The sequence below is a fragment of the Acinetobacter bouvetii genome (assembly GCF_902753875.1).
GTDB classification, from domain to species: domain Bacteria; phylum Pseudomonadota; class Gammaproteobacteria; order Pseudomonadales; family Moraxellaceae; genus Acinetobacter; species Acinetobacter bouvetii_A.
Map to the genome: position 1 here is coordinate 38,593 of NZ_CADDTS010000012.1, position 24,765 is coordinate 63,357.

General features: G+C 42.0%; 22 protein-coding genes. 12 read left to right on the forward strand and 10 right to left on the reverse strand.

Annotated features, from left to right (window positions below; all coding sequences use genetic code 11):
- Window positions 1-18 precede the first annotated feature (18 nt).
- Both FB6_RS03240 and FB6_RS03245 read left to right on the forward strand, forming a co-directional pair.
- Window positions 19-1,044 (forward strand): methyltransferase, encoded by a 1,026-nt coding sequence (locus FB6_RS03240; protein WP_174558618.1) that lies wholly within the window; start codon window positions 19-21, stop codon window positions 1,042-1,044.
- A gap of 9 nt (window positions 1,045-1,053) precedes the next feature.
- A complete protein-coding gene (locus FB6_RS03245) occupies window positions 1,054-2,514 on the forward strand; it encodes an amino acid permease (RefSeq protein ID WP_174558619.1) in 1,461 nt (486 codons plus the stop codon).
- Between the two features lie 57 nt (window positions 2,515-2,571).
- Here the strand turns inward: FB6_RS03245 and FB6_RS03250 are convergent, their stop codons facing one another.
- Together FB6_RS03250 and omp38 are read right to left on the reverse strand one after the other, a co-directional pair.
- Window positions 2,572-3,375 (reverse strand): alpha/beta fold hydrolase, encoded by an 804-nt coding sequence (locus FB6_RS03250; protein ID WP_302476187.1) that lies wholly within the window; start codon window positions 3,373-3,375, stop codon window positions 2,572-2,574.
- A gap of 175 nt (window positions 3,376-3,550) precedes the next feature.
- The gene (omp38, locus tag FB6_RS03255) at window positions 3,551-4,612 is read right to left on the reverse strand and encodes an outer membrane protein Omp38 (protein WP_174558620.1); all 1,062 of its coding nucleotides are present in this window, start codon (window positions 4,610-4,612) and stop codon (window positions 3,551-3,553) included.
- Between the two features lie 373 nt (window positions 4,613-4,985).
- Between omp38 and FB6_RS03260 the strand changes: the two genes are divergently transcribed.
- The 4 genes from FB6_RS03260 to FB6_RS03275 all read left to right on the forward strand — a co-directional run bounded on the left by FB6_RS03260 (window position 4,986) and on the right by FB6_RS03275 (window position 8,245).
- The gene (locus FB6_RS03260; RefSeq protein WP_174558621.1) at window positions 4,986-5,507 is read left to right on the forward strand and encodes a GspH/FimT family pseudopilin; all 522 of its coding nucleotides are present in this window, start codon (window positions 4,986-4,988) and stop codon (window positions 5,505-5,507) included.
- Between the two features lie 114 nt (window positions 5,508-5,621).
- A complete protein-coding gene (locus tag FB6_RS03265; RefSeq protein ID WP_174558622.1) occupies window positions 5,622-6,797 on the forward strand; it encodes a thiolase family protein in 1,176 nt (391 codons plus the stop codon).
- Window positions 6,798-7,009: 212 nt separating this feature from the next.
- Complete coding sequence (locus FB6_RS03270; protein WP_174558623.1) at window positions 7,010-7,459, forward strand: VOC family protein; 450 nt, start codon at window positions 7,010-7,012, stop codon at window positions 7,457-7,459.
- Window positions 7,460-7,567: 108 nt separating this feature from the next.
- Window positions 7,568-8,245, forward strand: a complete 678-nt coding sequence (locus tag FB6_RS03275; protein WP_174558624.1) for an IS1595 family transposase — start codon at window positions 7,568-7,570, stop codon at window positions 8,243-8,245.
- 4 nt (window positions 8,246-8,249) lie between these two features.
- Here FB6_RS03275 and FB6_RS03280 read toward each other — a convergent pair whose 3' ends face one another.
- From FB6_RS03280 to FB6_RS03295, 4 genes are all read right to left on the reverse strand, one after another.
- Window positions 8,250-9,485, reverse strand: a complete 1,236-nt coding sequence (locus FB6_RS03280; protein WP_174558625.1) for a hypothetical protein — start codon at window positions 9,483-9,485, stop codon at window positions 8,250-8,252.
- A gap of 83 nt (window positions 9,486-9,568) precedes the next feature.
- On the reverse strand, window positions 9,569-10,054 hold the full coding sequence (locus tag FB6_RS03285; protein ID WP_174558626.1) for a DUF934 domain-containing protein: 486 nt from the start codon (window positions 10,052-10,054) through the stop codon (window positions 9,569-9,571).
- Window positions 10,047-11,690 carry a nitrite/sulfite reductase gene (locus FB6_RS03290; protein WP_174558627.1) on the reverse strand — a complete coding sequence of 548 codons (1,644 nt, stop codon included), beginning with the start codon at window positions 11,688-11,690 and terminating at the stop codon, window positions 10,047-10,049. The genes FB6_RS03285 and FB6_RS03290 overlap by 8 nt, the downstream gene beginning before the upstream one ends.
- Before the next feature lie 290 nt (window positions 11,691-11,980).
- Window positions 11,981-14,383 carry a glucose/quinate/shikimate family membrane-bound PQQ-dependent dehydrogenase gene (locus tag FB6_RS03295; protein ID WP_174558628.1) on the reverse strand — a complete coding sequence of 801 codons (2,403 nt, stop codon included), beginning with the start codon at window positions 14,381-14,383 and terminating at the stop codon, window positions 11,981-11,983.
- 38 nt (window positions 14,384-14,421) lie between these two features.
- Between FB6_RS03295 and FB6_RS16635 the strand changes: the two genes are divergently transcribed.
- The gene (locus tag FB6_RS16635) at window positions 14,422-14,556 is read left to right on the forward strand and encodes a hypothetical protein (protein WP_302476186.1); all 135 of its coding nucleotides are present in this window, start codon (window positions 14,422-14,424) and stop codon (window positions 14,554-14,556) included.
- A 17-nt stretch (window positions 14,557-14,573) separates the two neighbouring features.
- Here FB6_RS16635 and FB6_RS03300 read toward each other — a convergent pair whose 3' ends face one another.
- Together FB6_RS03300 and FB6_RS03305 are read right to left on the reverse strand one after the other, a co-directional pair.
- A complete protein-coding gene (locus tag FB6_RS03300) occupies window positions 14,574-15,818 on the reverse strand; it encodes a carbohydrate porin (RefSeq protein WP_174558629.1) in 1,245 nt (414 codons plus the stop codon).
- 122 nt (window positions 15,819-15,940) lie between these two features.
- Window positions 15,941-17,059 (reverse strand): CaiB/BaiF CoA transferase family protein, encoded by a 1,119-nt coding sequence (locus FB6_RS03305; RefSeq protein WP_174558630.1) that lies wholly within the window; start codon window positions 17,057-17,059, stop codon window positions 15,941-15,943.
- A gap of 217 nt (window positions 17,060-17,276) precedes the next feature.
- Between FB6_RS03305 and FB6_RS03310 the strand changes: the two genes are divergently transcribed.
- Window positions 17,277-18,287 (forward strand): AraC family transcriptional regulator, encoded by a 1,011-nt coding sequence (locus FB6_RS03310; protein ID WP_174558631.1) that lies wholly within the window; start codon window positions 17,277-17,279, stop codon window positions 18,285-18,287.
- A gap of 73 nt (window positions 18,288-18,360) precedes the next feature.
- Here the strand turns inward: FB6_RS03310 and FB6_RS03315 are convergent, their stop codons facing one another.
- Entirely contained in the window at window positions 18,361-18,783 is a 423-nt protein-coding gene (locus FB6_RS03315; protein ID WP_174558632.1) for an NUDIX hydrolase, read from the reverse strand.
- A 228-nt stretch (window positions 18,784-19,011) separates the two neighbouring features.
- On the opposite strand from FB6_RS03315, the gene FB6_RS03320 reads away from it, so the two are divergent.
- From FB6_RS03320 to FB6_RS03330, 3 genes are all read left to right on the forward strand, one after another.
- On the forward strand, window positions 19,012-20,217 hold the full coding sequence (locus FB6_RS03320) for an acetyl-CoA C-acetyltransferase (protein WP_174558633.1): 1,206 nt from the start codon (window positions 19,012-19,014) through the stop codon (window positions 20,215-20,217).
- 11 nt (window positions 20,218-20,228) lie between these two features.
- Window positions 20,229-22,364, forward strand: coding sequence for a 3-hydroxyacyl-CoA dehydrogenase NAD-binding domain-containing protein (locus FB6_RS03325; RefSeq protein ID WP_174558634.1), 2,136 nt, complete (start codon window positions 20,229-20,231; stop codon window positions 22,362-22,364).
- Between the two features lie 203 nt (window positions 22,365-22,567).
- Window positions 22,568-22,843 carry a hypothetical protein gene (locus FB6_RS03330; protein ID WP_174558635.1) on the forward strand — a complete coding sequence of 92 codons (276 nt, stop codon included), beginning with the start codon at window positions 22,568-22,570 and terminating at the stop codon, window positions 22,841-22,843.
- A 176-nt stretch (window positions 22,844-23,019) separates the two neighbouring features.
- Here FB6_RS03330 and FB6_RS03335 read toward each other — a convergent pair whose 3' ends face one another.
- On the reverse strand, window positions 23,020-23,631 hold the full coding sequence (locus tag FB6_RS03335) for an FMN-dependent NADH-azoreductase (RefSeq protein WP_174558636.1): 612 nt from the start codon (window positions 23,629-23,631) through the stop codon (window positions 23,020-23,022).
- A gap of 100 nt (window positions 23,632-23,731) precedes the next feature.
- On the opposite strand from FB6_RS03335, the gene FB6_RS03340 reads away from it, so the two are divergent.
- Window positions 23,732-24,667 carry a LysR substrate-binding domain-containing protein gene (locus FB6_RS03340; RefSeq protein ID WP_438819953.1) on the forward strand — a complete coding sequence of 312 codons (936 nt, stop codon included), beginning with the start codon at window positions 23,732-23,734 and terminating at the stop codon, window positions 24,665-24,667.
- Window positions 24,668-24,765: the final 98 nt, after the last annotated feature.

Consider the following 24,765-nt stretch of genomic DNA (forward strand, 5'->3'; position numbering starts at 1 on the left):
TCAATGGCGAGATAAAAAATGGATCCAAGAAGTGAAGTTGTCATTCGACAGCATGAATATCTTTCTGGACGTGTGCTTCTGGTAAATGCACCTACGGATGACTTACTTTCCAATCTAGAGAAAGACATCAGCCCGTGTTTATGGACGTGGAATTATAATGAATTTCAATATTTTCAGTCCCAGCAAGCCAATGTCCATTTTGGTGTAGATCTTCCAGAAGGCAGCTTTGACCAAGCCATTATTTTTGTGCCGAAGTCTAAAGAACTCTTAAATTATGTTTTGCATAATGTCGTCAGCCGACTTGGTATCGGTGCTTCGATCTTTCTGGTGGGTGAAAAGAAAGGTGGTGTGGAACGCGCAGCCAAACAGCTACAACCTTATGGCAAAGCGATGAAACTGGACAGTGCTCGCCATTGTCAGCTTTGGCAAGTTAAAATTGAAACCACGGTTCAGCCTAAAGCGCTGGCAGACTGGGCGCAGCACTATACCGTCGCTACGCCTAAAGGCGATCTCAACATTTGCGCCTTACCGGGTGTCTTTAGTCAAAATCGTTTAGATGTCGGTACTGCAGTATTTTTACCGTTTTTATCTCAGGTGACTTCAGGTAAGATTGCCGACTTCGGTTGTGGTGCCGGTGTCATCAGCGCTTATCTGGCCAAATTGAATCCTAAAAACCGTATTTTTGCCCTGGATGTGGATGCATTTGCCCTGGCTTCAACCCGCATGACTTTTGACAAAAACAGTCTCTCGCCAGAGCAGCTTGAAATTACTGCGGTCACGGGTATTGAAGATGCACCTCTGTTCTTGCATGCCATCGTCAGCAATCCCCCATTCCATCAAGGTATTCAAACCAATTATGATGCCAGTGAAAACTTGTGCAAGACTTCACGCCGTCATTTGAAATCGGATGGTGAATTGTGGATTGTGGCAAACCGCTTTTTAAATTATCCATTACTGATTGAACAAAGCTTTGGTCAATGTACAACCAAGGCCGATCAACAAGGCTTTAAAGTGCTGTTCGCTAGCACTCAAAAGAAATCTTAAGGAACAACGATGAGCGAAACTCAATCTGCACATTTAAAGCGTAAGCTGGGTGCACGTCATTTGAATATGATCGCCATTGGTGGTTCTATCGGTACAGGTCTATTCCTCGCTTCTGGTGCAACCATTGCCAATGCAGGTCCAGGTGGGGCGTTATTGGCCTACTGCCTGATCGGGATCATGATTTACTTCCTGATGACCAGTTTAGGTGAGCTTGCCACGCATAACCCGACCTCAGGTGCTTTCTTTACCTATGGTACAAAATACGTCGAGGGCGGTTTTGGCTTTGCACTGGGATGGAACTATTGGTACAACTGGGCTATTACCGTTGCCTTTGAACTGGTGGCCGTTCAGTTCATTATGAAATTCTGGTTCCCGGATATTCCGGGCTTCTACTGGAGTGCGATTTTCCTTGCCATTATTTTTGCTATTAATGCACTGACGGTGAAAGGGTTTGGCGAAAGTGAATTCCTGTTCTCCCTAGTCAAAGTTATAGCCATTATCGCCTTTATTATTATTGGTATCGTCATGATTGTAAAAATCATGATGACCCCGGGCATGGTGACCTTCTCCAACTGGACCAAAGGTGAAGCACCGTTCGTAGGCGGTTTCCAGGCCCTGATCGGGGTGGCCATGATTGCCGGATTCTCTTTCCAGGGCACCGAAATGGTCGGTGTTGCCGCAGGTGAATCTAAAGATCCGAAAAAGACCATTCCAATTGCCATTAAACAGATTTTCTGGCGAATTTTACTGTTCTATGTGGTGTGTATTTTCATTATCGGTACTTTGGTGGCCTATGATGATCCTCGCCTATTACAAGCTGCATCAAGCGAAGACATTACCTTATCACCCTTTACCCTGCTGTACGAACAAGCTGGATTTGCTTTTGCAGCCAGTCTGATGAATGCCGTGATTTTAACTGCTATTTTATCAGCAGGTAATTCGGGCATGTATTCATCTACCCGTATGCTGTTTGATATGGCGCGTAAAGGCAGTGCACCGAAATTATTCGCTCGTCTGGACCCACGCGGCGTACCAATGAATGCACTGTATGCCACCACCGCAATTGCCGCACTCTGCTTCCTAACAACATTCCTAGGCGAACAACAAGTTTTTAACTGGTTACTTAACATGTCAGGTATGTGTGGCTTTATTGTCTGGCTGGGGATTGCCATTTCACACTACCGTTTCCGTAAAGGTTATTTGGCTCAAGGTTACAAACTTGAAGATTTAGCCTATACAGCGAAATTCTTCCCCTTTGCACCCTGGTTTGCTTTTATTCTGTGTGCCATTGTCGTACTTGGTCAGAATTATCAGGCTGTAATTAGTGGAGATTGGATGGGCGTATTATCAACCTATATCAGCCTTCCTCTCTTCCTTGCAATCTGGTTAGGCTACAAGTGGAAACACAAAACCAAACTGATTGCCTATAAAGACATGGATGTTCAGCCTCTACATATAGATCGCGATTAAGTTTCTGCTTTTATAAAAAAACAGCCTTCGGGCTGTTTTTTTATTTCTATTTGGGTTTTATAACAAAGAGTCTTCTGCTGCCAAAAATTGCTTTAAGGCAAAACTGACTTCATTTTTATGGGTGGTACATAAACCATGCGGTGCACCTTTAATTTGCTCTTCCACGCTCCGCTGCAACAGTTTTACCGCCTTCTGGCTGCAAATTTCCGGCGGGACAATTTCATCAGCAGTTCCATACAGCACCAAAGTAGGCACCGTAATTTGCTTTAAATCTTCACTTAAATCTGTTTCTGAAAATGCGTGAATACAATCGTAATGGGCCTTGATCGAACCTTGCATCGCAATACGCCAAAAGTTTTGAATTACACCTTCAGACTTTTTATTGAGTAATTTGTCATAACCATAAAACTGTTTGGCAAAATCCAGATAAAAATCCGCCCTGTTATCCAGCAAATTCGTACGCATTTCATCAAATATGTCTGGATCTATACCATGCGGATTGTCATCTCTACGAATCATTAAAGGAGTCACAGCAGCAATCAAGGCCAGTTTAGTCACCTTGTTCTGTCCATATTTTGCAGTATAACGCGTGACAACAGCCCCACCTGTAGAATGACCGACTAGCGCAAATTGCTCCAAACCTAAATGGCGAATCAGTTGATGCAAATCTTCTGCATATTGATCTATGTTATGCCCAGCCCAAGGCTGGCTTGACCGTCCATGACCACGTCGATCGAAGGCGATTACCCGATAACCATGCTCAGCCAGAAATAACATCTGGTCTTCAAAAGCATCACTGGATAAAGGCCAGCCATGGGAAAAGACCACAACCGGTCCGTCGCCCCAATCCTTATAATAAATTGAGGTTCAATCTGTAGTACTCAGCATCTGTGTCATAGCTTCACCCTCTTTTTATTTTATACGGGTGTTTATTAGAACAAGATAAAAAAGCAACTATGTATTAAACAAGTTATGCTTATGTAGCAATAAAAAAAGCAGCCTGACGGCTGCTTTTTTAGATCAGTTCAATAATAAATTATTGAGCTTGAGCTGGTTCTGCAACAACAGTACGGCTACCAGAAATAGTCGCGAATACACGACGGTTCATAGCACGGCCTTCTTTAGTGTTGTTATCAGCAATCGGTTGATCCCAAGCGAAACCTTGAGTAGACAAACGAGCTGGATCTACATTGTATTCATTTACAAGTGAAGATTTAACAGAGTTAGCACGAGCTAATGATAAACGTTCGTTCAATGCACGTGGACCAGTGTTATCTGTGTGACCTTCGATGCGAGCAGTAGCGTTTGGATATTCAACTAACTTCTCAGCAACTTTAGCGATTTCTGGTTTGTATTGGTCTTTGATGTTTGATTTGTTTGTATCAAAGAACACACGAAGTTCCATGTTAAGGTCTTCAGTCAACTCTTGTGGAGCTGGTTGAACTGGAGCTACAGGTTCAACTGGAGCAGTTTCAACTACAGGAGCAGCTGGTTTCAAGTGACCACCAAGAACTACGTTAAGACCAGCTAAAGCTGTGTAGTTCCAGAAATCTTCATCGATGTTGTAAGTAGCACGAGCTTCAGTACGTAGAGATAAAGCATCGTTCAAGCGCCAGAAAGCACCAACACCAGCATTACCTAAAGTACCTTCTTCAGTAGTACCACGATCAAGACCAGTTAAACCGCGTGAAGCAACTTCGTCAAATTTGTATTTATAGTGACCAGCACCTAACAATACATAAGGTTTGATTTTGCTATCGTAGTTTTTAGTGATCAAATCAGAAGTAGCATAGAAGTTACCATTGATTTGAGTTTGCTTGTATTCAGCACCAGCAGTAGCTGAACCGTCAACATCACCTTTTACTTGGTTATATTCTGCTTCAAAACCCAACCATGGAGTTAATTCAACACCAAGAGCCGCGCCAACGAATAAATCGTCTTGAAGTTCAGGGCCGTCAGTTAAGTTACCGCGACTGTTGTTGTGTTCAGTGTCTTGGAATGTGTAACCAAGCATTAACGGAGTAACGGTTACGCCTGCGTTTGCAGCAGCTAAAGGTGCAGCAACGAGCATTGCTAAAGCAATACGACTCATTTTCATGGATTTATCCTCCAGAGATAACAATTGTTGTTCAAGCTTAAGCCTAGAATTTGACTATTCTGAGATAGGCTTTCTTATACCCCAGTTTTATTCTTAAGCTATTCACTATGAATCATACAAACACTTTATTTTTTTTCCAAGTGCTTGATAAGTTTAATCAAGTAAATTATTGACAAAATTACTTACAATTTCCGTTGTAATTCGGTAATTTTTTACTCAATTTATTCTTATGAATAGCTTATTGTCACTAGTTAGCTATTTTAACAGTTTTCTTAAATGTTGAGTAATAAATCTTACCCGTAGAAAAAAACAACTAAAAAACAAAATATTAATAACACAATAATTAAAAAAAATACACCATAGGGTTGAATTGATGATTTTTGAACAAAAAAATGGTTTTACACTTGTAGAACTCATTGTAACACTTGCTGTTTTGGTTATTTTGATTGCGTTTGCTATACCCTATTTTCATGAAATCATGGCTAAACAAGAAGTCAGACACTTTACCAATAAACTGATTTCTAATATTCAGTTCGCAAAATCACAAGCAACTCTTCATCATAGCAATGTGGTACTTTGCCCTAGTCAGAACAAACTGAACTGTCAGAGCAACCAATGGAATTCAGGTTTTATTGTTTTTCTGGATCACAATAAAAACAGGTTGGTCGATACAAATGAACAAATTATCTCTACAGAAACTACAGATTTAAAATATGGAAATCTAGACTGGAGAGGGACTTTAAGCATTCCAAGCTTAACTTTTCAAGCTGAAAATGGTCTACCTATCGGATCAAACGGCAGTTTTTACTATTGTTCACTCTCAGCTCAACCACATAACAAGCTCGTTCTTAGCCCGATGGGACATACCCGAATAGAAACACCTGCCAACTGCTAAAAACTTGTCAGTCTAAAGACGCAGAATAATCTGTGTTTATTCCTGTGAATTTTTCAATATACTGCTTAGGTTTGGAAAATAATCCACTAAAAAGTAAATCTCGGAGAGACAACAATGACAGACATCGTAATTGTAAATGGTGCACGTACCGCTATGGGCGGATTTCAAGGCAGCCTGGCCAGTGTAACAGCACCGGAACTTGGCGCAGCATCTATTAAAGAAGCCATTGCCCGTGCAGGATTACAACCTACAGATGTCGAAGAAGTGATTATGGGTTGTGTTTTACCTGCAGGCTTAAAACAAGGTCCAGCGCGCCAAGCAATGCGTCAAGCAGGTCTGCCGGATTCAACCGGTGCAGTCACCATTAATAAGTTATGCGGTTCTGGCATGAAAGCAGTCATGCAAGCGGCTGACATGATTAAAGCCGGTTCTGCTGAAATTGTGGTTGCTGGCGGTATGGAATCGATGACCAATGCACCTTATGTATTACCTAAGGCGCGTGGCGGTTACCGCATGGGCCATGGTGAAATTAAAGATCATATGTTCCTAGATGGTCTAGAAGATGCAGAAACCGGTCGTCTGATGGGTTCTTTTGCCCAAGATATGGCAAATACACGTGGCTATACCCGTGAGCAAATGGACGCCTTTGCGATTCGTTCATTGGAGCGCGCACAAAAGGCAGTCAATGAAGGCTACTTTGCCGATGAAATCGTACCTGTGACGGTATCTACCCGTAAAGGCGATGTTGTGGTAGATAAAGATGAACAGCCTTTCAATGCAAACATTGCAAAAATTCCAACACTACGTCCGGCATTTGCCAAAGATGGCACCATTACTGCGGCCAATGCTAGCTCGATTTCAGATGGTGCTTCTGCCCTTGTGCTCACCTCAAGTGAAAATGCCTCTGCTAAAGGCTTAAAACCATTGGCTAAAATTGTCGCTTATGCTTCAAATTCTCAGCATCCATCTGAATTCACGATTGCTCCAGTTGGTGCAATTAAAAAAGTTTTAAACAAAACAGGTTGGGATGCACAAGAAGTAGATTTATGGGAAATCAATGAAGCTTTTGCCATGGTGACCATGTGTCCAATGGATGATTTCAAACTTGACCCAGCGAAAGTCAATATTAACGGTGGTGCATGTGCACTCGGTCATCCGGTCGGTTCTACCGGTTCTCGCATTATCCTTACCCTCATTCATGCACTGAAACGTACTGGCGGGAAACGCGGTATTGCTGCACTCTGTATTGGTGGCGGTGAAGCAACAGCTGTGGCGATTGAATTAATCTAATAAGTAGTTCCCTCTCCTCTTAGGAGAGGGCTAGGGAGAGGTCTTGCTTTACCCCCTCCCCCCTTGCGCAACAATGTTGCTCATCCCATAGGGAGAGGGAGTCAAAAATCCTCCTGATCTGGAGGATTTTTTATTTACATTTTTTAATCACTTTTTAAACCACGCCCTGCTAAATTGAATCTGAACAAAACAACAAAAAATGGATTCCGGTCATGCAACTCAATCATTATCTCAACTTCGATGGTCAAGCCGAAGCGGCATTTAATTTTTACAAGTCTGTATTTGGTGGCGAGTTTGCCAATTTCATGCGTTATGGTGATATGCCTGCAGAACATAGCTCAACGCTATCCGAAGCAGATAAACAGAAAGTCCTGCATATTGCGCTGCCGATTAATGAATTTACCATTCTGATGGCATCTGATACCACTGAGCAATTTTGTACCCAAACCAATACGGTTTTTACCGTAGGCAATAATCATTATATTTCGATCAATCTAGACGCATCTGAACAGGATGAAGCGAAACGTTTGTTTGATGCCTTGTCTGTGAATGGCAAGATTGAAATGCCTTTAGATAAAACCTTTTGGGGTGCGCTCTATGGAGCTTTTACCGATCAGTTCGGGATTAAATGGATGGTGAATTGTCAGCTTGAAGCTATGTAAATTATCCTATAAAGAAATCCTGCTTAATGCAGGATTTCTTTATCTTCTATTATTTTTTTTAGGGTCTTAGGAAGTTAAGCATAACTTAAATTATGGTAACTTACTGAGATGAAAATAAAAAATAGATACTATCAGCGTTCAAGAATCACAGAAGCAAAATTTAGACAACTTATACGGTGTTTTGCTCTTGATCTTACAGCGTCAAACACTGCTGAATTGATCGGACTGTCTGTTCGGTCAACCAACTCTATTTTCATAAAAATACGTCATCGAATTGCTGAATTTTGTGAGATTGAATCCCCTTTACAAGGTGCAGTTGAGGTGGATGAATCTTATTTTGGTGCACAGAGAGTCAGAGGCAAACGTGGGCGTGGAGCATATGGCAAAACGATTGTGTTTGGATTATTAAAAAGACAGGGAAAAGTTTATACCGAAATCGTTCCTGACTGTTCTAAACAGACTCTTCAAGGCATTATACGTGGACATGTTGATCCAGGCTCTGTGATTCATTCTGATGGCTGGCGTGGATATGAAGGTTTAGTTGATATTGGCCATGATAAACATTTCAGAGTAAATCATGGTGCTAATGAATTTGCTGATGGTGAACGCCATATTAACGGCATTGAATCCTTTTGGAGTTATGCCAAAAGACGTTTAGCTAAATTCAATGGCGTAGCCAAACATACTTTCTATTTTCACTTGAAAGAAACGGAGTATCGCTTTAATCATCGCCATGATAATTTGTATTTGAAGTTATTAAAGCTATTACGAAATAATCCTCTTTAACTTCCTAAGACCCTTTTTTTAAATTTTCTAATGTGGGAGCATTATAAAAACCATGATTCGGTTTCTTAAGTATTGATGTAAAAAGCAATCGAGAAAGTTCACTCTCTGGCAATTGTTTTATCCTATTATATGGTTTTAAATCCCATTTTTCAGCCAAAGCACGCTCCCCTTGATTTCGACAAGAAGCAACAACCATATTCATAGCATGTTTTTTTGTATATTCCCCAGATTGATAGGCTCTTGTACTGTTTGCCACAGCTCTAAAAATTATATTAAAAATTTGTCCAACTGAAAAATTTTCAAGCAATTTACTAAATGTTGCTTTAGTTATTTCACCTATAGTCGGCTCGTAGCCCACTTCATTCATTTGATTTAAAAAATAATTTAGCACTTCATAGAAAGCTAAGTCTTTCCAAATACTAACGAAATCTTCCTCATATTCAGAAATATCTATTTCCAAATACAATAACCGTTCTATAAGTAAACTATATTTATCATTTGACTCAACATTCAGCAAGTAGCTAACTTCATAAGTGTAATAACTATTTGGTTCATTACTCTCATCAAAAATAAAAGCATTAATGTCAGAGTTAGCAGATGGAATTAAAATTCCGCTTGCAGTTAAATGTCTAATTATTTGAGTTGTCAATTCTTGTTGTGGGGTTACTGGTTCTAAACTGGACTTAATAGGCTTTATATATTTACCATCTTCAGATAAACAACATCTTAAAATAGTACTAAGACAAATTTTTTCTTTAAAACTCAGATTGTCTTCTTCAATCTTCTCATAAGAAGCAGAATCATATTCTTTCTGTATCGCCTCCATTTTTGTTTTTAATATATTTTGCATTCTAATTTCAGCCTGCTTCTTTTCATTATTTTTTAATAATACGCATTTATGACACTTACAATTGAATACATAAGGTTCATGGCCACAGCTTACACATTGTCCACTTTGTTTTTTAAGTAAATCACTTCCATAAGTTTTACTTTCTAACTCAAATAAAATTTTCCCCTGACAGCACTCACAGACTCCACCTAACACTAAAGGTAAAAGCATTTTAAGTTTTGAAGGTTTTGTATCAATTGAATATTTTTGAAGAATTTCCTTAACTGTCATTTCACTTTTATAGTCATAAATCACTTGCAAGATATCATTAGCTGATAAATGAGCAATCTCTTGAGCAATATTTTCTAAAGATAAATTTTCTACAGTTAAATCTTCTAATCGTTCAATCATTCTTGACATAAATCCTTTTAAACCTTATTTAAAATATAAAAAAAGCTGAACCTAAGTCCAGCTTTTAATTGGTATTTTTTAAATCAAGCCCCAGTCTGATAATTAGCTTTTTCAACCGCAGTTGAAGCTTGGTACGGATGGGTAAAATCGCCCAGACCTGCCGCAGCTTCCTGAATATCTTTACCTTCTTTAATCACGAAAGTATCGAAACCAGAACGCTTCATGTAGTTCAATACATCTTTGAACACATCACCTGTCGCGCGAAGTTCACCTTGGTAACCTTGACGACGTAAGAGTGCTGCAAATGAATAGCCGCGACCATCATTAAAACCAGCAAAGTCGATAAAAATCGTATCTAACTGATCGAGTGGAAATTGATGATCTTCAGGAGATGCATCCACTGTGACAAACAAGCCTTTTTTGCCAGTTACATTTGACAATTGATCCAGCTGTTCTACAGTCAGAACCACATCACCTTGTGGTAATACACCATCTTCACCAATCAATTGATAAGTATTGTCTGCAATCGTGCCATCTTTAGAGAGCACTTGTAGTGCGGTATTAAGCATATGCACGCTCCTTGAATGGTTGAATGCCAACACGGCGATAGGTTTCGATGAATTCCTCACCTTCCTGACGAAGATCAAGATAGGTATTCAAAATTTCATCGATAATATCTGGAACCACTTCTGCTGCAAATGATGGCCCCAAAATGTCACCAATCGAAGCATCATGATCTGCATTACCACCTAAAGTGATCTGGTAGAATTCAGCGCCTTTCTTGTCCACACCCAAAATACCGATATTGCCGACATGGTGGTGACCACAAGCATTCATACAACCGGAAATATTCAAGTCGATATGACCCAAGTTGTACACAGTATCTAAATCTTCAAAACGGCGAGAAATCGCTTCTGAAATTGGAATTGATTTGGCATTGGCCAATGAACAGAAATCACCGCCCGGGCAGCAGATGATGTCAGTTAAGAAACCGATGTGGGCACGTGCCAAATTGTGTTGATCTAGGATCTGCCACAATGCAAACAAATCTTTTTGCGGTACATCCACAAGGGCAATATTTTGCTCATGAGTCGTACGGAACTCACCAAAGGTATATTGATCAGCAAGATCTGCAATCAGGTTCATCTCTTCAACAGTCATATCACCAGGTGCAATACCGGCACGTTTCAGAGAAATCGTGACGATACGATAGCCTTTCACTTTATGTGCATTAGTGTTGATATTGAACCATTGTTTGAATTTCGGATGTGCAGCAAACTGCTCGCTGAAATCTTCATCGGCATAGTCTTGGTAGTCAAATGGCGTGAAGTTCTCATCCATTTTCGCCAAAGTTTCTGCATCAATTTTTAATGTCTTGATGGTATGTGCAAATTCAGCTTCAACTTTTTCAGCGAATACTGCTGGAGTCAATGCTTTCACCAAAATTTTGATACGTGCTTTATATTTGTTGTCACGACGGCCGTGCAAGTTATACACACGAAGTACTGCTTCTAAGTAAGCAATTAAGTCTTCACGTGGCAGGAAGTCACGAATAAAGCTACCAATCACCGGAGTACGGCCTAAACCGCCACCCACTTTGATTTTATAGCCCATTTCGCCTGCTTCATTACGCACGATGTACACACCGATGTCATGGAATGACGTTGCTGCACGGTCAATTTCTTCAAGTGCAGAAACCGCAATTTTAAATTTACGCGGCAAGAAGGCAAATTCAGGGTGGAAGGTTGACCACTGACGAATCAATTCACAGGTCGGACGTGGATCAGCCACTTCACCCGCAACCACACCGGCATATTGGTCAGTTGTGGTATTACGGATACAGTTACCAGATGTCTGAATGGCATGCATTTGAACTGATGCAAGCTCTGCCAGCATATCCGGCACATTTTCTAGCGCAGGCCAGTTAAACTGAATATTTTGACGTGTTGATACGTGTGCATAGCCACGGTCATAGTCTTTGGCTAAGTCCGCAATTTTACGCAGTTGTTTGGAATTCATTAAGCCGTAAGGCACGGCAATACGTAACATTGGCGCATAGCGTTGTACATAAAGGCCGTTTTGAAGACGCAGTGGACGGTATTCATCTTCCGTCAATTTACCTGCTAAATAACGTTCCGTTTGATCGCGGAACTGTGCAACACGTTCATTAACCAGTTGCTGGTCAAAATCAGTATATAAATACATGGCGTACAGCTAGTAGTTTCTATTATAACGATGCACAGCATAACGAGATTTGACCTATCAACAAAATGCGTTTTTTACATATTTAATAGCGGTTTTATTGATAAGTATTCCAGAACTTCGCTGATATAAGGCCTTAGGACATTTTCAGACTTCTTTTATGCAATTGATCTTATCTTCACTTGTTTAGCACTTTTTATGATATTGCCGCTGTGATGAATGACGCATTTGATTAGACAATCTAAAAGACATAAAAAAAGCCTGACGAATCAGGCTTTTTTAACAAGAAAGGGTTATTTCTTATCTGGTAATGCATAGGCCACAATCGAGTCGCCCATTTTAGTACCAAATGAACCATGACCACCGGCCATGATCACAACAAATTGTTTACCGTTGCTTTCATAGGTCATAGGTGTTGCTTGACCACCAGCTGGTAAACGGCCTTTCCACAACTCATCACCATTGGTGACATTGATGGCACGGATGTAATCATCCTGAGTTGCACCAATGAACATCAGGTTACCCGCAGTAGAAATAGAACCACCCAGCATAGGTACACCCATTTTAAATGGCGGTAATGGAATACCCGGCATACTGTCACGAATGGTACCAATACGGCGTTTCCACGCAGTTTTATGAGTATTTAAGTCTACACCAGCAACATAGCCCCAAGCAGGCTGTTTACAAGGTAAACCAAATGGAGATAAAAATGCACTGATTTCAACACCATATGGCACGCCATACATTGGCTGTACACCTGCTTCTGTACCAGCGCCTTTGGCAGTTTGTTTACGGTTCGGATCTTCAGGGATCAGTTTAGTGACAAATGGCAAACCAATCGGGTTCATCACGGCAATTTGACGGTCAGGGTTCACCGACATACCGCCCCATTCAAACACACCCAAATTACCAGGGAAGACCAATGTACCGTTTTCAGATGGTGGAGTGTAAATACCTTCATAGTTCAATTTCTTGAACGATACACGACACATCATTTGGTCAAACATAGTGGCACCCCACATTTGTTTGTCTGTCAATTTGTCTTTAGGCGCCATGTCAAAATCAGAGAACGGCTGTGTTGCAGAATAGCGTTCGCCTTTGGTTTGTGGACCACGTTTCACGGTTTGTGGCACTGGTTTTTCAGTAATCGGAACGATGGCTTTACCAGTACGGCGGTCTAGAACAAAGGCATTCCCTGTTTTAGTCAATACATAAATTGCAGGAACAATATTACCTGATTTATCTTTAATGTCTGCTAAAGAAGGTTGTGATGGTACATCCATATCCCACAAGTCATGGTGAGTAGTTTGGAAGTTCCAGATCAATTTACCTGTGCTTGCATTAAGTGCGAGCATAGAGTTTGCATAACGTTCATCTAGCTCTGTGCGGTTTCCGCCCCAAATATCCGGTGTACCCACGCCTGTTGGCACATACACGATATCCAGTTTCGCATCATAAGCTAAAGGCGCCCATGCGTTTGGTGAGTTATGGACAAATTTTTGACCTGGCGCAGGAATCGCATTTGGATCTTCAGCACCGGTATCAAATACCCAAAGAAGTTCACCGGTATTGACATCATAACCACGGATTACACCAGATGGTTCTTCAGTCGAATAGTTATCGGTCGTTGAACCGCCAATAATAATGGTGGTACCGGTCACTACTGGTGGAGAAGTTGGAACATAACCGCCCGGATAAGGGAACGGCATATCTTTTTGCAAGTCCACTTCACCATTTTTACCAAAGTCAGTACATGCCTTACCTGTCTCTGCATTGATCGCAACGAGACGACCATCATTGACTGGTAAAATGACTTTCTTAGGACATTCGGCAGAAGCGGTTTTTTTAGCAGCCAGACTGGCTTCGAAACCAACGGTATTGTTGGCATCGTAATAAGATACACCACGGCATGTTAAATGCTGATAGGTATTATCGGCTTTAAGTTTCGGATCAAAGACCCATTTTTCTTTACCGGTACTTGGATCTAAAGCAATTAAACGCTGGTGTGTGGTACATAAATAAACATTGTTGCCGACTTTAATTGGTGTCACCTGATTGGTGGTTTCACCAGAGTCATTGGCAGTTTTGCTTTCTCCAGTATGATATTCCCAGGCAACTTTAAGATCTTTAACGTTCTGATCATTAATTTGCGTTAAAGGAGAATAACGCAAGCCGGATTGGGTACGGCCATAAGCAGGCCAGTCACCATCTGCAACACCCGGAATAGGCTGTGATGTTGCTGGCTGTTTAGTACTTAATTCACCACGAATTTCTTGCGGATCATTAAAGACCGAGTAGATCATGACTGCAATTGTGATGGCTAAAGTACCAGTCAACGCAATTTTTGCGCCTTTGGTATTGTCAAAGCCACGGGTTACTGCAGGAATAAGCAGGAATAAACCGAACAGGCCTAAAATATCTAATCGGGGTGCCAAGGCAAAGAAGTCAGAACCGACTTCCCAAAGCCCCCAGATCACTGTTCCAAGAACAAGAATAGCGTAAACAGTTAAAGCGGCACTTTTTAATTTTTGCAGTAAAACTGCCGTAGCAATGAAGAAAATACCTGCAATGATGTAGTACCAAGACCCACCAAGCACTGCAAGATAAATCCCTCCAATCAGCAGCACCAAACCAAAAACGACAGCGATGACTGCCGCAATGGTTTTCAGTGCCGAACCTGAAGATGGAGTACTCATATTGACCACCTATATCTAAGATTCTGTTGAAAGCTCCCATGAATGACATCAACAGGAGCGCCTTTGGACAGTTTTTAGATTTTAAATATCTGCTCAGCGCCAGACATGCAAAAACAGTGCATCAAAATATCCAAGCGCTGCAAGCAAATACTTATGGTTCTAAAAACTCGTAGTAGAAATGATTGATAAACTAGAATGCATTTTGGAATTTAATTCCACCAACCCAAGCATTCTCGCCATTTTTATATGCACCCACATGACGGACATACTGAATATTAGGACGGACTGTTAGCCAATTGGCCGCATGAATCCCGTAGTAAATTTCAGCATCATATTCTTCACTACGACCATCATTCAGATCATCGTTCATGTTGATACGCGCTACACCGAAAGCAATTTCGTCTTTAGGACGTGAATCCATCGCACCTTTATAGACCAGTCCAATGTTTTGCATATCGCTGACAGCATTGGTGTCTGAATCATGAACAGTGACATTGACAAAACCGCTCAAGCCGCGTGACGCATCATCTTTATGTGCAGTCAATTGCTGCTTGGCAACAATCCAGCCGCCTTGATGATGATCTTTATCGTTGGCAGTGTCCTGAATGACATCTGCATCCGCGGTGCTGTAGTAATAGCCGGCACGGTATTCACCCGGTAGTTTATGGCTGCCGACTTTCGGAGTCCAAACTACTTCTGCAGGAATCATGGCACCATGCGAACCATCTGTGCTGAGGTTAAACCCTTTGCCGCGTTTTAAGTTTTCAGGGTTGTATTCATAAGCCCCGACTTGGGCATAGACTTCCGGCGTGAAGTTATATTTCACTCGTGCTGCCCATTGGCTGACCGGCCAGTTATACCATTGGTCGCCTACCCAGTTGCCGACTTGTGAACCACACAACGCCAGATTCTGGAAATCACAATCGAAACTGTTGAAATCTTCACCTTCACCAAAACGGCCGACTTTGACATCCAGTTTTTGATCTAAGAATTTTTTCTTGATCCAGAAATCGGTTAAGCGCCAGGTTTGACCACGACCCCAGACTTCTTGAGAGGAACTTAAATGCCCATTCAAGGCATCTGAAGTTTGTGACAATGAACGACCATTGCGTTCAGTAATATTGATTTGAGCTTCTGTATCTTTCCAGCCATAAATCTTTTCCAGATCCAGATGTGCGCCAATCACAAACTGATCGGCATACTCTGTACCGTGGCTGGATGAGTGTTGAGAATCTAGCAGAGTGGCCATTTCACCAGTATAGCCAAAGCTAAAATCATAGCCCTTTTGTTGCAGTTCAGTACGCTGACCATTCCAGTCGCCAAACATCCAAGGGCTTTCTGCACTGAATGCTTCAGCAGAAAAAACGCTTTGAATTCCTAAACTTAGACCACACAGACCAAGACAAAAACACCAACTACTTCTTAATTTATTCATGATTGGTGACCTTATTTACAAAATTTTACTAATGTGAATGATACGCTTGTTTTGTATAAAATCCCATGCTTTTTTGTTGTTTTATGACCAATAAAATAACTTTATTATCACAATAAGATATTTTATAGAAAATCCAGACCCAGCGATTTACCTATAAATTCATACCTTATTTTCGATCTTGAAAACTTGATTGGACAAGCCAATTGTTGTTCTTTTTTTGTACTATTTTCTTGTAAAGGGACAGCAACCAGCCAGCCTCGCTCATCAGCAAGTTTCGAATGTAAGGCTTCATCTAAACTTAACACTGGCTCCACACATACATCGTGTAGGCTAAATAATTCATTCCATTCAGAAAAATTTTTACTTAGTATCTTTTCTTTGATTGCATGCTTAACGATTTGACGGTCTTGTAAAGTAAAGGATGTGCCTTTTTCAGCCACAACCGGCAATTCTAGAAGCTGTGCCAAACCCAGCATAAATTGCGGTTCCAAACTGCCAATAGCTAAATAACGTCCATCACGAGTTTCATAATAATCATAAAAAGTGCCACCATTTAAATGCGAATGCTCAGGTTGCTGCCGTTCATTGCCTGCTATTTCCGCAGCCGCAGCCATATTATTTAAAGTCACAGCACAATCTGTCATAGAAATATCAATATACTGCCCAAGGCCGCTTTGGCTGCGCTCGATAACTGCACTTAAAATGGCAATTACTGCATGTAAAGAACCACCAGCGACATCTGCTACCTGAATGCCCAGCGGCGGTGGACCGCCTGTCTTGCGGCCACTGTGACCTGCAATTCCTGAGAGCGCCAAATAATTAATGTCATGTCCGGCACGGTCTTTATAATGACCTGTTTGCCCATAGCCGGTAATGGAACAATAAATTAATTGCGGATGAATTTTCGCCAGGCTTTCATAATCCAGACCAAGACGCTGCATCACTCCAGGCCGGAATTGCTCCACAACGATGTCATATTCAGAAATTTTAGATTTAAGCAGTGCAATACTTTCAGGATTTTTTAAATCCAAAGCCACTGACTGTTTATTGCGATTTAAATAATTGTGCGAGGCTGCCTGTCCATTCGAGTATGGAGGCATGAGTCGCACCAGATCTGGCCGTGTCGGTGATTCAATGTGAATCACCTCGGCACCTAAATCAGCAAGGTATAAAGTGGCAAATGGCCCAGGGAGCAAGGTGGAAAAATCAAGAACTTTTAATCCATTTAAAGCCGTAGTCATATTCCCTTTTACTCTTTTTTAGTTGATTTTCTATGCATGTTAGAAATATAAAAGTAACAAAACAATGTCATGTTCAGCCATTTACCTTGATCATTTCGGCAATTTAAGATGTAAATAAGGTAAAACAACTATTGTAAATTGCCAACCCAACAATTTTTAGCGTCATTTAGGTCAACTGCAAGTGAATACAAAAGAGAAAGAGACGGAAGGATTTAATATGAGTCGCGATACGATCAGTATCCATTTCGTCAATGCGGCTCTTAACGGCGTCAAACGTTTAGGTATGGACGTTGAAACTTTATTGTCACATGTCGGCATTGAAGCAGAATTACTACGTCAGCCTAAAGCACGTATTTCACCAGAACAATACACCCGATTTGTTAAAATGCTTTGGATGGTGACTCAGGATGAACACGTCGGCTTTGATGTGCAACCTCGCCGTTTGGGCACTTTTGCCATTATGTGTCAGTTGATTATTCACGCGAAAACTTTAGGTGATGCACTTGAGCTTTCTTCACAGTTTTACAAACTGTTCGGTGATGAATGGTCGGTAACGCTGGAGCGTGACAAACACGAGGCACGTCTGGTTCCCCTGATTCCCAAAAGCATGGATCCGGATCATTTCATTACCGAAAGCATGTTGATGATCTGGCATGGTCTGGCTTCATGGTTAATTGAACGTCGTATTCCACTCGAACGTGTCCATTTTGGTTATCCTCGACCTGCACATGCAGATGAATATGATGCCCTGTTCTTTGCCCCAGTCATGCAGTTTGATGCACCACGTACCGAAATTACGTTTGCTGCAGACTATCTGGATTTACCACTTCGTCAGACTGAAGAAAATCTGGAAGAATTCCTCAAAGCAGCACCAGCTCAATTATTGGTTAAATTCAAAAACACCAACTCACTCACCTCACGTATTCGTGAAGTGTTGAAGAGCCAGATTGGTGAAGAGATGCCAACCTTAAACGATGTAGCTTCAATGCTGTATCTCTCTCCGCAAACCTTGCGTCGCCGTCTGGCTGCAGAAGGCAAAAGCTATCAGGGTGTGAAAGATGCCTTACGTCGTGATGCTGCGATTCACTTGTTACTCAATCCAAACTTGACACTAGAAGACGTAGCGCAGCAGGTCGGCTTTAGTGAAACCAGCACCTTCCACCGTGCCTTCAAAAAATGGACCGGTGTAACTCCAGGTTTATATCGTCAGTTACATGGTTATCACTAATTCCAACTTTTTAGTTTTTCAGTTTCTCTCTATGCCCAAGTTTCGACTTGGGTTTTTTTATTTCCAACGAGAACTAAAACAACAAATATTCAACGCTTTGAGGGTAAATCGGTAGCTTTAAATCAGCGAGTTGATCTGCACTGTACCACGCAGCCATATAAGTAACACCATTAGATTCAGTCCCCCTAATATCTTGCATGCTATAAAAATCTGCACAAGTAAATTCTGCAGCATAAACAAAAACAATTTCATGGCCTTGCTGTCCATTAAAACTGAAAATATTTTCCAATATATGCAGTTGTTTTACATTGCAAATCTCTTGCTGGATTTCCTCCATCACTTCACGCTGAACCGCTTCAACAGCCCGCTCCCCGAATTCAATTCCACCAATAGGCATAAGATAATGCTCATTTTTTTCAGGATCAAAACCTTGAGTTAAAAGCACTTTTCCTTGATGCCTAAATAGACAAATGGCTTTAGCCCGAATCACACTCATTTTTCAGCTCTCTAAATCCTTACTCAGTAGGATGCATCATACTGAATAAAATTTAATTTTTAAAATCAATATCTTCTAAAATTTTATGACTTATCAGAGAATTTTTTCCCGGTTCAGGAATTGCAAAAAACATCATCTGACCTGAGTCGTTCTCATCATTGCACTTAGTAAATTAATCATTACACTCAAAAAAGTATAAAAATTTTAAAGTCATCAAAGGAACAGATTATGAGCGAGGCTTACATCATTGATGCCATTCGCACACCGCGCGGAAAAGGAAAAAAAGACGGCTCATTACATGAAGCAAAACCCATCAGCCTGCTGACCGGCTTGCTGAACGAGCTGCAGAACCGCCATCAGTTTAATACCGCAGCAGTCGATGACATTGTATTGGGCTGTGTGACCCCGATTGGTGATCAAGGTGCGGATATTGCCAAAACAGCGGCCATCGCTGCCGGTTGGGACAATGATGTGGCCGGTGTACAAATTAACCGCTTCTGTGCATCGGGCCTTGAAGCTGTCAATTTGGCTGCACAAAAAGTCCGTTCTGGCTGGGAAGATCTGGTCGTTGCCGGCGGTGTCGAGTCCATGTCTCGTGTGCCGATGGGTTCAGATGGCGGGCCATGGGCATTAGACCCTGAAACCAATATGGCTTGTCATTTTATTCCACAAGGGATTGGGGCCGACCTAATTGCCACCATTGACGGTTATAGCCGCGCCGATGTCGATGCCTTTGCAGCAGATTCACAGCAAAAAGCGGCATCCGCGCAGGCGAAGGGTTATTTTAATCAATCTGTGGTTCCAGTTAAAGATAAAGCTGGTGTAGTGATTTTGGCACAAGACGAATTCATCAAACCGACGACTACAGCAGAAGGCTTGGGCAAACTCAATCCAAGTTTTGCCATGATGGGACAGATGGGTTTCGATGCCATTGCCCTGCAAAAATACCCTGAAGTTGGACAAGTCAACCATGTCCATCATGCCGGAAACTCATCCGGTATTGTCGATGGTGCAGCAGTGGTGCTGATTGCATCTGAAAAAGCAGTCAAAGAACAAGGCTTAAAACCACGGGCTAAAGTTTTGTCTACAGCCCTCGTCGGCACTGACCCGACCATTATGCTCACTGGCCCTGCTCCAGCAGCACGTAAGGCTTTGGCAAAAGCGGGCTTAAGCATTGAAGATATCGACCTGTTTGAAGTCAACGAAGCCTTTGCCGCTGTGGTGATGCGTTTTATCACTGAACTCAAAGTCGATCCAGCCAAAGTGAATGTCAATGGCGGAGCCATTGCCATGGGTCATCCACTGGGTGCAACCGGTGCCATGATTTTAGGGACATTGCTGGATGAACTGGAACGTCAAGGCAAAAAACGCGGTTTGGCCACCCTCTGTGTCGGAGGTGGTATGGGCATCGCAACGATTATTGAGCTGGTCTAAGGAGAATTATAATGAGTGCAATTCAATTTGAGAAAAACGCCGATGACATTGTCATTTTAACCTTAGATTCTCCCAACCAGTCTGCCAATACCATGAATGCAGATTTCCGTGTGGCACTGGAAGACACCGTAGCCAAACTGCAAGCCGATGCAGAAATTTCAGGGATTATTTTCCGTTCAGCGAAAAAGACCTTTTTTGCCGGTGGTGATCTGGATGAACTGATTCAGGCCACACCTGAGCACGCCACAGCCTTTTTCAACATGATTGAGGAAATGAAAGGCAAACTGCGCTATATCGAAACCCGTGGCATTCCTGTGGTGGCAGCTTTAAATGGCACGGCGCTAGGCGGCGGTTGGGAACTGGCTTTGTGCTGTCATCAGCGTATTGCATTAAATGATGCTAAAGCCAAATTTGGACTGCCTGAAGTGACTTTAGGTTTGCTGCCGGGCGGTGGCGGCATTGTACGCATGGTGCGTTTACTCGGCCTGCAAAATGCCTTCCCGTTCCTGCTGGAAGGCACGCAGTTTGGTGTAGAAAAAGCCAAATCTCTGGGTCTTATTCACGACACAGCCGACACCGAACAGGAACTGCTGGATAAAGCAATTGCCTGGGTCAAAGCCAATCCAATATCGCAACAGCCCTTTGATGTCAAAGGCTATAAAATTCCGGGCGGTTCACCTTCAACTCCGGCAGTCGCACAGATGCTGGCGATTGCTCCTGCCATGCTGCGGGATAAAACCAAAGGCTGCTATCCGGCACCTGAAGCCATAATGGCGGCGGCTGTCGAAGGCGCTCAGGTCGACCTCGACACTGCGCTGACTATTGAATCTCGCTATTTCACTTATCTGGCGACCGGTCAAATTTCCAAGAACATGATTGGCACCTTCTGGCATGGTCTGAATGCCATTAAATCAGGTGCCAGTCGCCCGAAAGACATTGCCAAATGGAAAGCCACTAAAGTAGGCGTCTTGGGTGCTGGCATGATGGGTGCCGGCATTGCCTATGCCACGGCAACTAAAGGCATTCAGGTCGTTCTTAAAGATGTCTCTTTAGAGGCGGCCGAGAAAGGCAAAGCCTATAGCCAAAAATTGCTGGATAAAAAAGTCTCTCAAGGTCGTTTAACAGCAGAAAAACGTGATCAGATTTTAAACCTGATTAGCGCAACGGCGAATGCGGCCGACCTACAAGGTTGTGACCTGATGATTGAAGCGGTCTTTGAAAATCAGCAGCTAAAAGCCAAAGTGACACAAGAAGCTGAAACCTATTTGGCTGAAGGCGGCATATTTGCATCAAACACCTCAACCTTGCCAATTTCAGGATTGGCACAGGCTTCAAAAGATCAAGCGCATTTTATTGGCCTGCATTTCTTTAGCCCGGTCGATAAAATGCAGTTGGTGGAAATCATTAAAGGCAAAAATACTTCTGCTGAGACCTTGGCCAAGGCCTATGACTATGTCCAGCAAATTGGCAAAACCCCAATTGTGGTGAATGACAGCCGAGGTTTCTTTACCAGCCGTGTGTTTGGTACTTTTGTTCAGGAAGGTTTGCGCCTGCTGGCGGAAGGTGTACACCCTGCCCGTATTGAAATGGCGGCCCTGAAAGCCGGTATGCCGGTCGGGCCATTGGCGATTCAGGACGAAGTGTCTTTAACCCTGTCTGAACATGTAGCTGCCGAGACCCGCAAAGCACTGCAAGCTGAAGGCAAAGACTTGCCACACTCAGGTGCTGATGAGGTGATTCAAAGCATGATTCATGAGTTTAACCGCAAGGGTAAAGCGGCTGGTGCAGGATTTTATGACTATCCTGAAGGGGGCAAAAAGCGGCTTTGGGAAGGCTTAAGCCACTGGAAAAAGGATGTGGATATTTCTGAACATGAAATGATTGACCGCTTCCTGTTTGTGCAATCGCTGGATACTTTGCGCTGCCTGGAAGAAGGAGTTCTGGAATCGACAGTTGATGGCAATGTCGGCTCTATTTTCGGAATTGGTTTTGCTCCTTGGACCGGTGGCGCTTTGCAATTTTTAAATCAATATGGTTTAGAAAAAGCCCTGCTGCGTGCCAATACGCTCGAAGCCAAATATGGTGAGCGTTTTAAAGCACCGCAATTATTAAAAGATAAAGTAAAGACAGGTGAAAAAATCAGTTAATCCTGTTTTTGATCAGAGAACATTTTCATCACCACTATAGTTTTCAGCTGTAGTGGTTTTTTATTTCTACTTTTATTTCCCTACTTTATATAGGGTTTTCTCAGCTTTAAAGACCTCATTTTGCCCTATTTTTGTACTTTTTATGCTATAAAAGGCTATTGATTAATTGTTAATGCTTCTTTTCGTTGCAAGGTTTGCTCTGTATGTCTCAAGATTCGAATCCCTCTCCTTCAAGTAAAGCGGGCTGGAAAGCTGTAGTCCTGGCCATTTTTATTGGTCTGGTGTTCCTGGGCTTTTTCTATATGGCGGTGACCAATGAACCGGACTATATGCCAAGTCAAAAACACAAGCAGTCACACAGTGCACATCAAGCTACTGCTCCTGTAGCATCTGAACCGACCGCTACCGAAATGAATATGACTGAAGAAGAACATGCCCATATGGCCGATCACGAAGCATCTGCTGCTCATGCTCACTAATTCATAAATGCATAAAAAAGCGAGATAATATATCTCGCTTTTTTTGAACTTAATTTTTAACTTTTTAGTTTTAGATACATATCAATATGTGGAGAGATTACCTAAACCATGCACTTTAAATGCTTAGGTTCCTAAAATTGGAGCATCGTATTAAAAAAATAATATTTTCAAATAACTCAACTATTGATGACTTCTAAACATTGATCAATCTGTAACATCGATGACTTTATTGCCTGATCTTTACCATGCGGCTGCATATCCGTACCTTCTGCATAAATGAAATGTACATCATCAATCCCGATCAGACCTAATACCGAATTCAAATAAGGGGTGACTGCATCTGTTGCAAATCCCTGATGAATTCCCCCACGTGAATTGAATACAATTGCATTCACCCCTTCAACCAATCCTACCGGTGCGGTTGCCGTATATTTGAATGTCACCTGTGCACGAGCCACCAGATCGAACCAGTTTTTCAGCTGTGTGGGTACATTCAAATTATACATGGGGGCACCAATCAGCAAGACATCACTGTCTTTCAACTCTTGAATCAATTGATCTGACAAGACAACAGCGGCTTGTATTTTTGGATCTGTATTCTGTTGGCCACGCAAAGCATGAAATAACTCGGCATCGAGCACAGGCAAATGCATACTCATCAAATCATGCTCAATCACGATATCAATTTCACCCATTGCTTTTCTCTTTTCTAAAAAAGTGTCAATCAGTTGATTACTTAAAGATTGACCTTGCATAAAGCTTGATTTCAATACCAATATTTTACTCATTACCCTGACTCAAATCATCATTTGGGCAAAGATTAGCATTGTAAAAATAGCAACAAAAGTGATAATAAATCACTAGTTTGATTCCCATTTGGAAACAATTGTGCATCTCAATGAATTGAAAAGTCTGATGGTCTTTATCAGCGTAGTCGAACTTGGCAGCTTTGTTCAAGCGGCCGAAAAAATGAATATGACCCGTTCTGCCGTGAGCAAAATGATTGCCAAACTTGAGCAACAACTGGGCGTGGTGCTGTTTGTACGAACCACACGACAGCTGGTTCTGACCCATGAGGGGGCGATTTACTATGAATACAGTCAACGTGCCATGCATGAATTAAACACGGCCGAAGCGCTATTAGAAAATAAAAAAGAAAAGGTCACAGGCTTGTTGCGTATTTCCATGCCGGTGCTGTTTGGGCAGAAATATATGGTCCCTATCCTCAAGGCACTTGCCGAATTACAACCTGAATTAAATTTTGAATTGTCTTTTACCGATCGTCGTGTCGATCTGATTGAAGAAAATATTGACCTCGCCATTCGAATTGGACATTTAGAAAATACCTCTCACCTGATTGCCAAGCCGCTTGATCAACATAGCATGGTACTGTGTGCATCAGCGCTATATTTAAAAAAGCATGGCGCGCCTTTAAGTGTCGATGATTTAGCACAGCACCAGACCATTGCCTATGCCAAATCAGGTCATATTCAAAAGTGGCAATTTAAATACCCTCACTCGACAAAGAATAATCAAATCATTGAATATATGACTAAAAGTCAAATTCACATGGACGATATGCAAGCCATTTTGAATGCTATTTTAATGGATTATGGCATTGCATGGCTGCCCTCCTGGCTGGTATATCCCTATTTAAACAATGGACAATTGGTGCAAGTTTTAGAGCATTATCCGAGTTTAGATTATCCGATACAGCTGGTATGGAAACAATCCAACTTTTTACCTTTAAGAATCCGGGTGACGATTGATAGCATTGTCAATTTATATCAACAGGTGCCTATCCAGAATAGGCCAGTCTCTTGATTGATACATTGCACACGTGACATCGACCGATTGCAATGTAATTGGATCCAGGCTCAATCATCGCGTTGTTGTTTTTGATTCGTTGAACAAAAGCTGCA

Coding starts and splice junctions, on each gene's coding strand:
- FB6_RS03240 (WP_174558618.1), top strand. CDS start 19: ATGGATCCAAGAAGTGAAGTTGTCATTCGACAGCATGAATATCTTTCT.
- FB6_RS03245 (WP_174558619.1), top strand. CDS start 1,054: ATGAGCGAAACTCAATCTGCACATTTAAAGCGTAAGCTGGGTGCACGT.
- omp38 (WP_174558620.1), bottom strand. CDS start 4,612: ATGAAAATGAGTCGTATTGCTTTAGCAATGCTCGTTGCTGCACCTTTA.
- FB6_RS03260 (WP_174558621.1), top strand. CDS start 4,986: ATGATTTTTGAACAAAAAAATGGTTTTACACTTGTAGAACTCATTGTA.
- FB6_RS03265 (WP_174558622.1), top strand. CDS start 5,622: ATGACAGACATCGTAATTGTAAATGGTGCACGTACCGCTATGGGCGGA.
- FB6_RS03270 (WP_174558623.1), top strand. CDS start 7,010: ATGCAACTCAATCATTATCTCAACTTCGATGGTCAAGCCGAAGCGGCA.
- FB6_RS03275 (WP_174558624.1), top strand. CDS start 7,568: ATGAAAATAAAAAATAGATACTATCAGCGTTCAAGAATCACAGAAGCA.
- FB6_RS03280 (WP_174558625.1), bottom strand. CDS start 9,485: ATGATTGAACGATTAGAAGATTTAACTGTAGAAAATTTATCTTTAGAA.
- FB6_RS03285 (WP_174558626.1), bottom strand. CDS start 10,054: ATGCTTAATACCGCACTACAAGTGCTCTCTAAAGATGGCACGATTGCA.
- FB6_RS03290 (WP_174558627.1), bottom strand. CDS start 11,690: ATGTATTTATATACTGATTTTGACCAGCAACTGGTTAATGAACGTGTT.
- FB6_RS03295 (WP_174558628.1), bottom strand. CDS start 14,383: ATGAGTACTCCATCTTCAGGTTCGGCACTGAAAACCATTGCGGCAGTC.
- FB6_RS16635 (WP_302476186.1), top strand. CDS start 14,422: ATGAATGACATCAACAGGAGCGCCTTTGGACAGTTTTTAGATTTTAAA.
- FB6_RS03300 (WP_174558629.1), bottom strand. CDS start 15,818: ATGAATAAATTAAGAAGTAGTTGGTGTTTTTGTCTTGGTCTGTGTGGT.
- FB6_RS03305 (WP_174558630.1), bottom strand. CDS start 17,059: ATGACTACGGCTTTAAATGGATTAAAAGTTCTTGATTTTTCCACCTTG.
- FB6_RS03310 (WP_174558631.1), top strand. CDS start 17,277: ATGAGTCGCGATACGATCAGTATCCATTTCGTCAATGCGGCTCTTAAC.
- FB6_RS03315 (WP_174558632.1), bottom strand. CDS start 18,783: ATGAGTGTGATTCGGGCTAAAGCCATTTGTCTATTTAGGCATCAAGGA.
- FB6_RS03320 (WP_174558633.1), top strand. CDS start 19,012: ATGAGCGAGGCTTACATCATTGATGCCATTCGCACACCGCGCGGAAAA.
- FB6_RS03325 (WP_174558634.1), top strand. CDS start 20,229: ATGAGTGCAATTCAATTTGAGAAAAACGCCGATGACATTGTCATTTTA.
- FB6_RS03330 (WP_174558635.1), top strand. CDS start 22,568: ATGTCTCAAGATTCGAATCCCTCTCCTTCAAGTAAAGCGGGCTGGAAA.
- FB6_RS03335 (WP_174558636.1), bottom strand. CDS start 23,631: ATGAGTAAAATATTGGTATTGAAATCAAGCTTTATGCAAGGTCAATCT.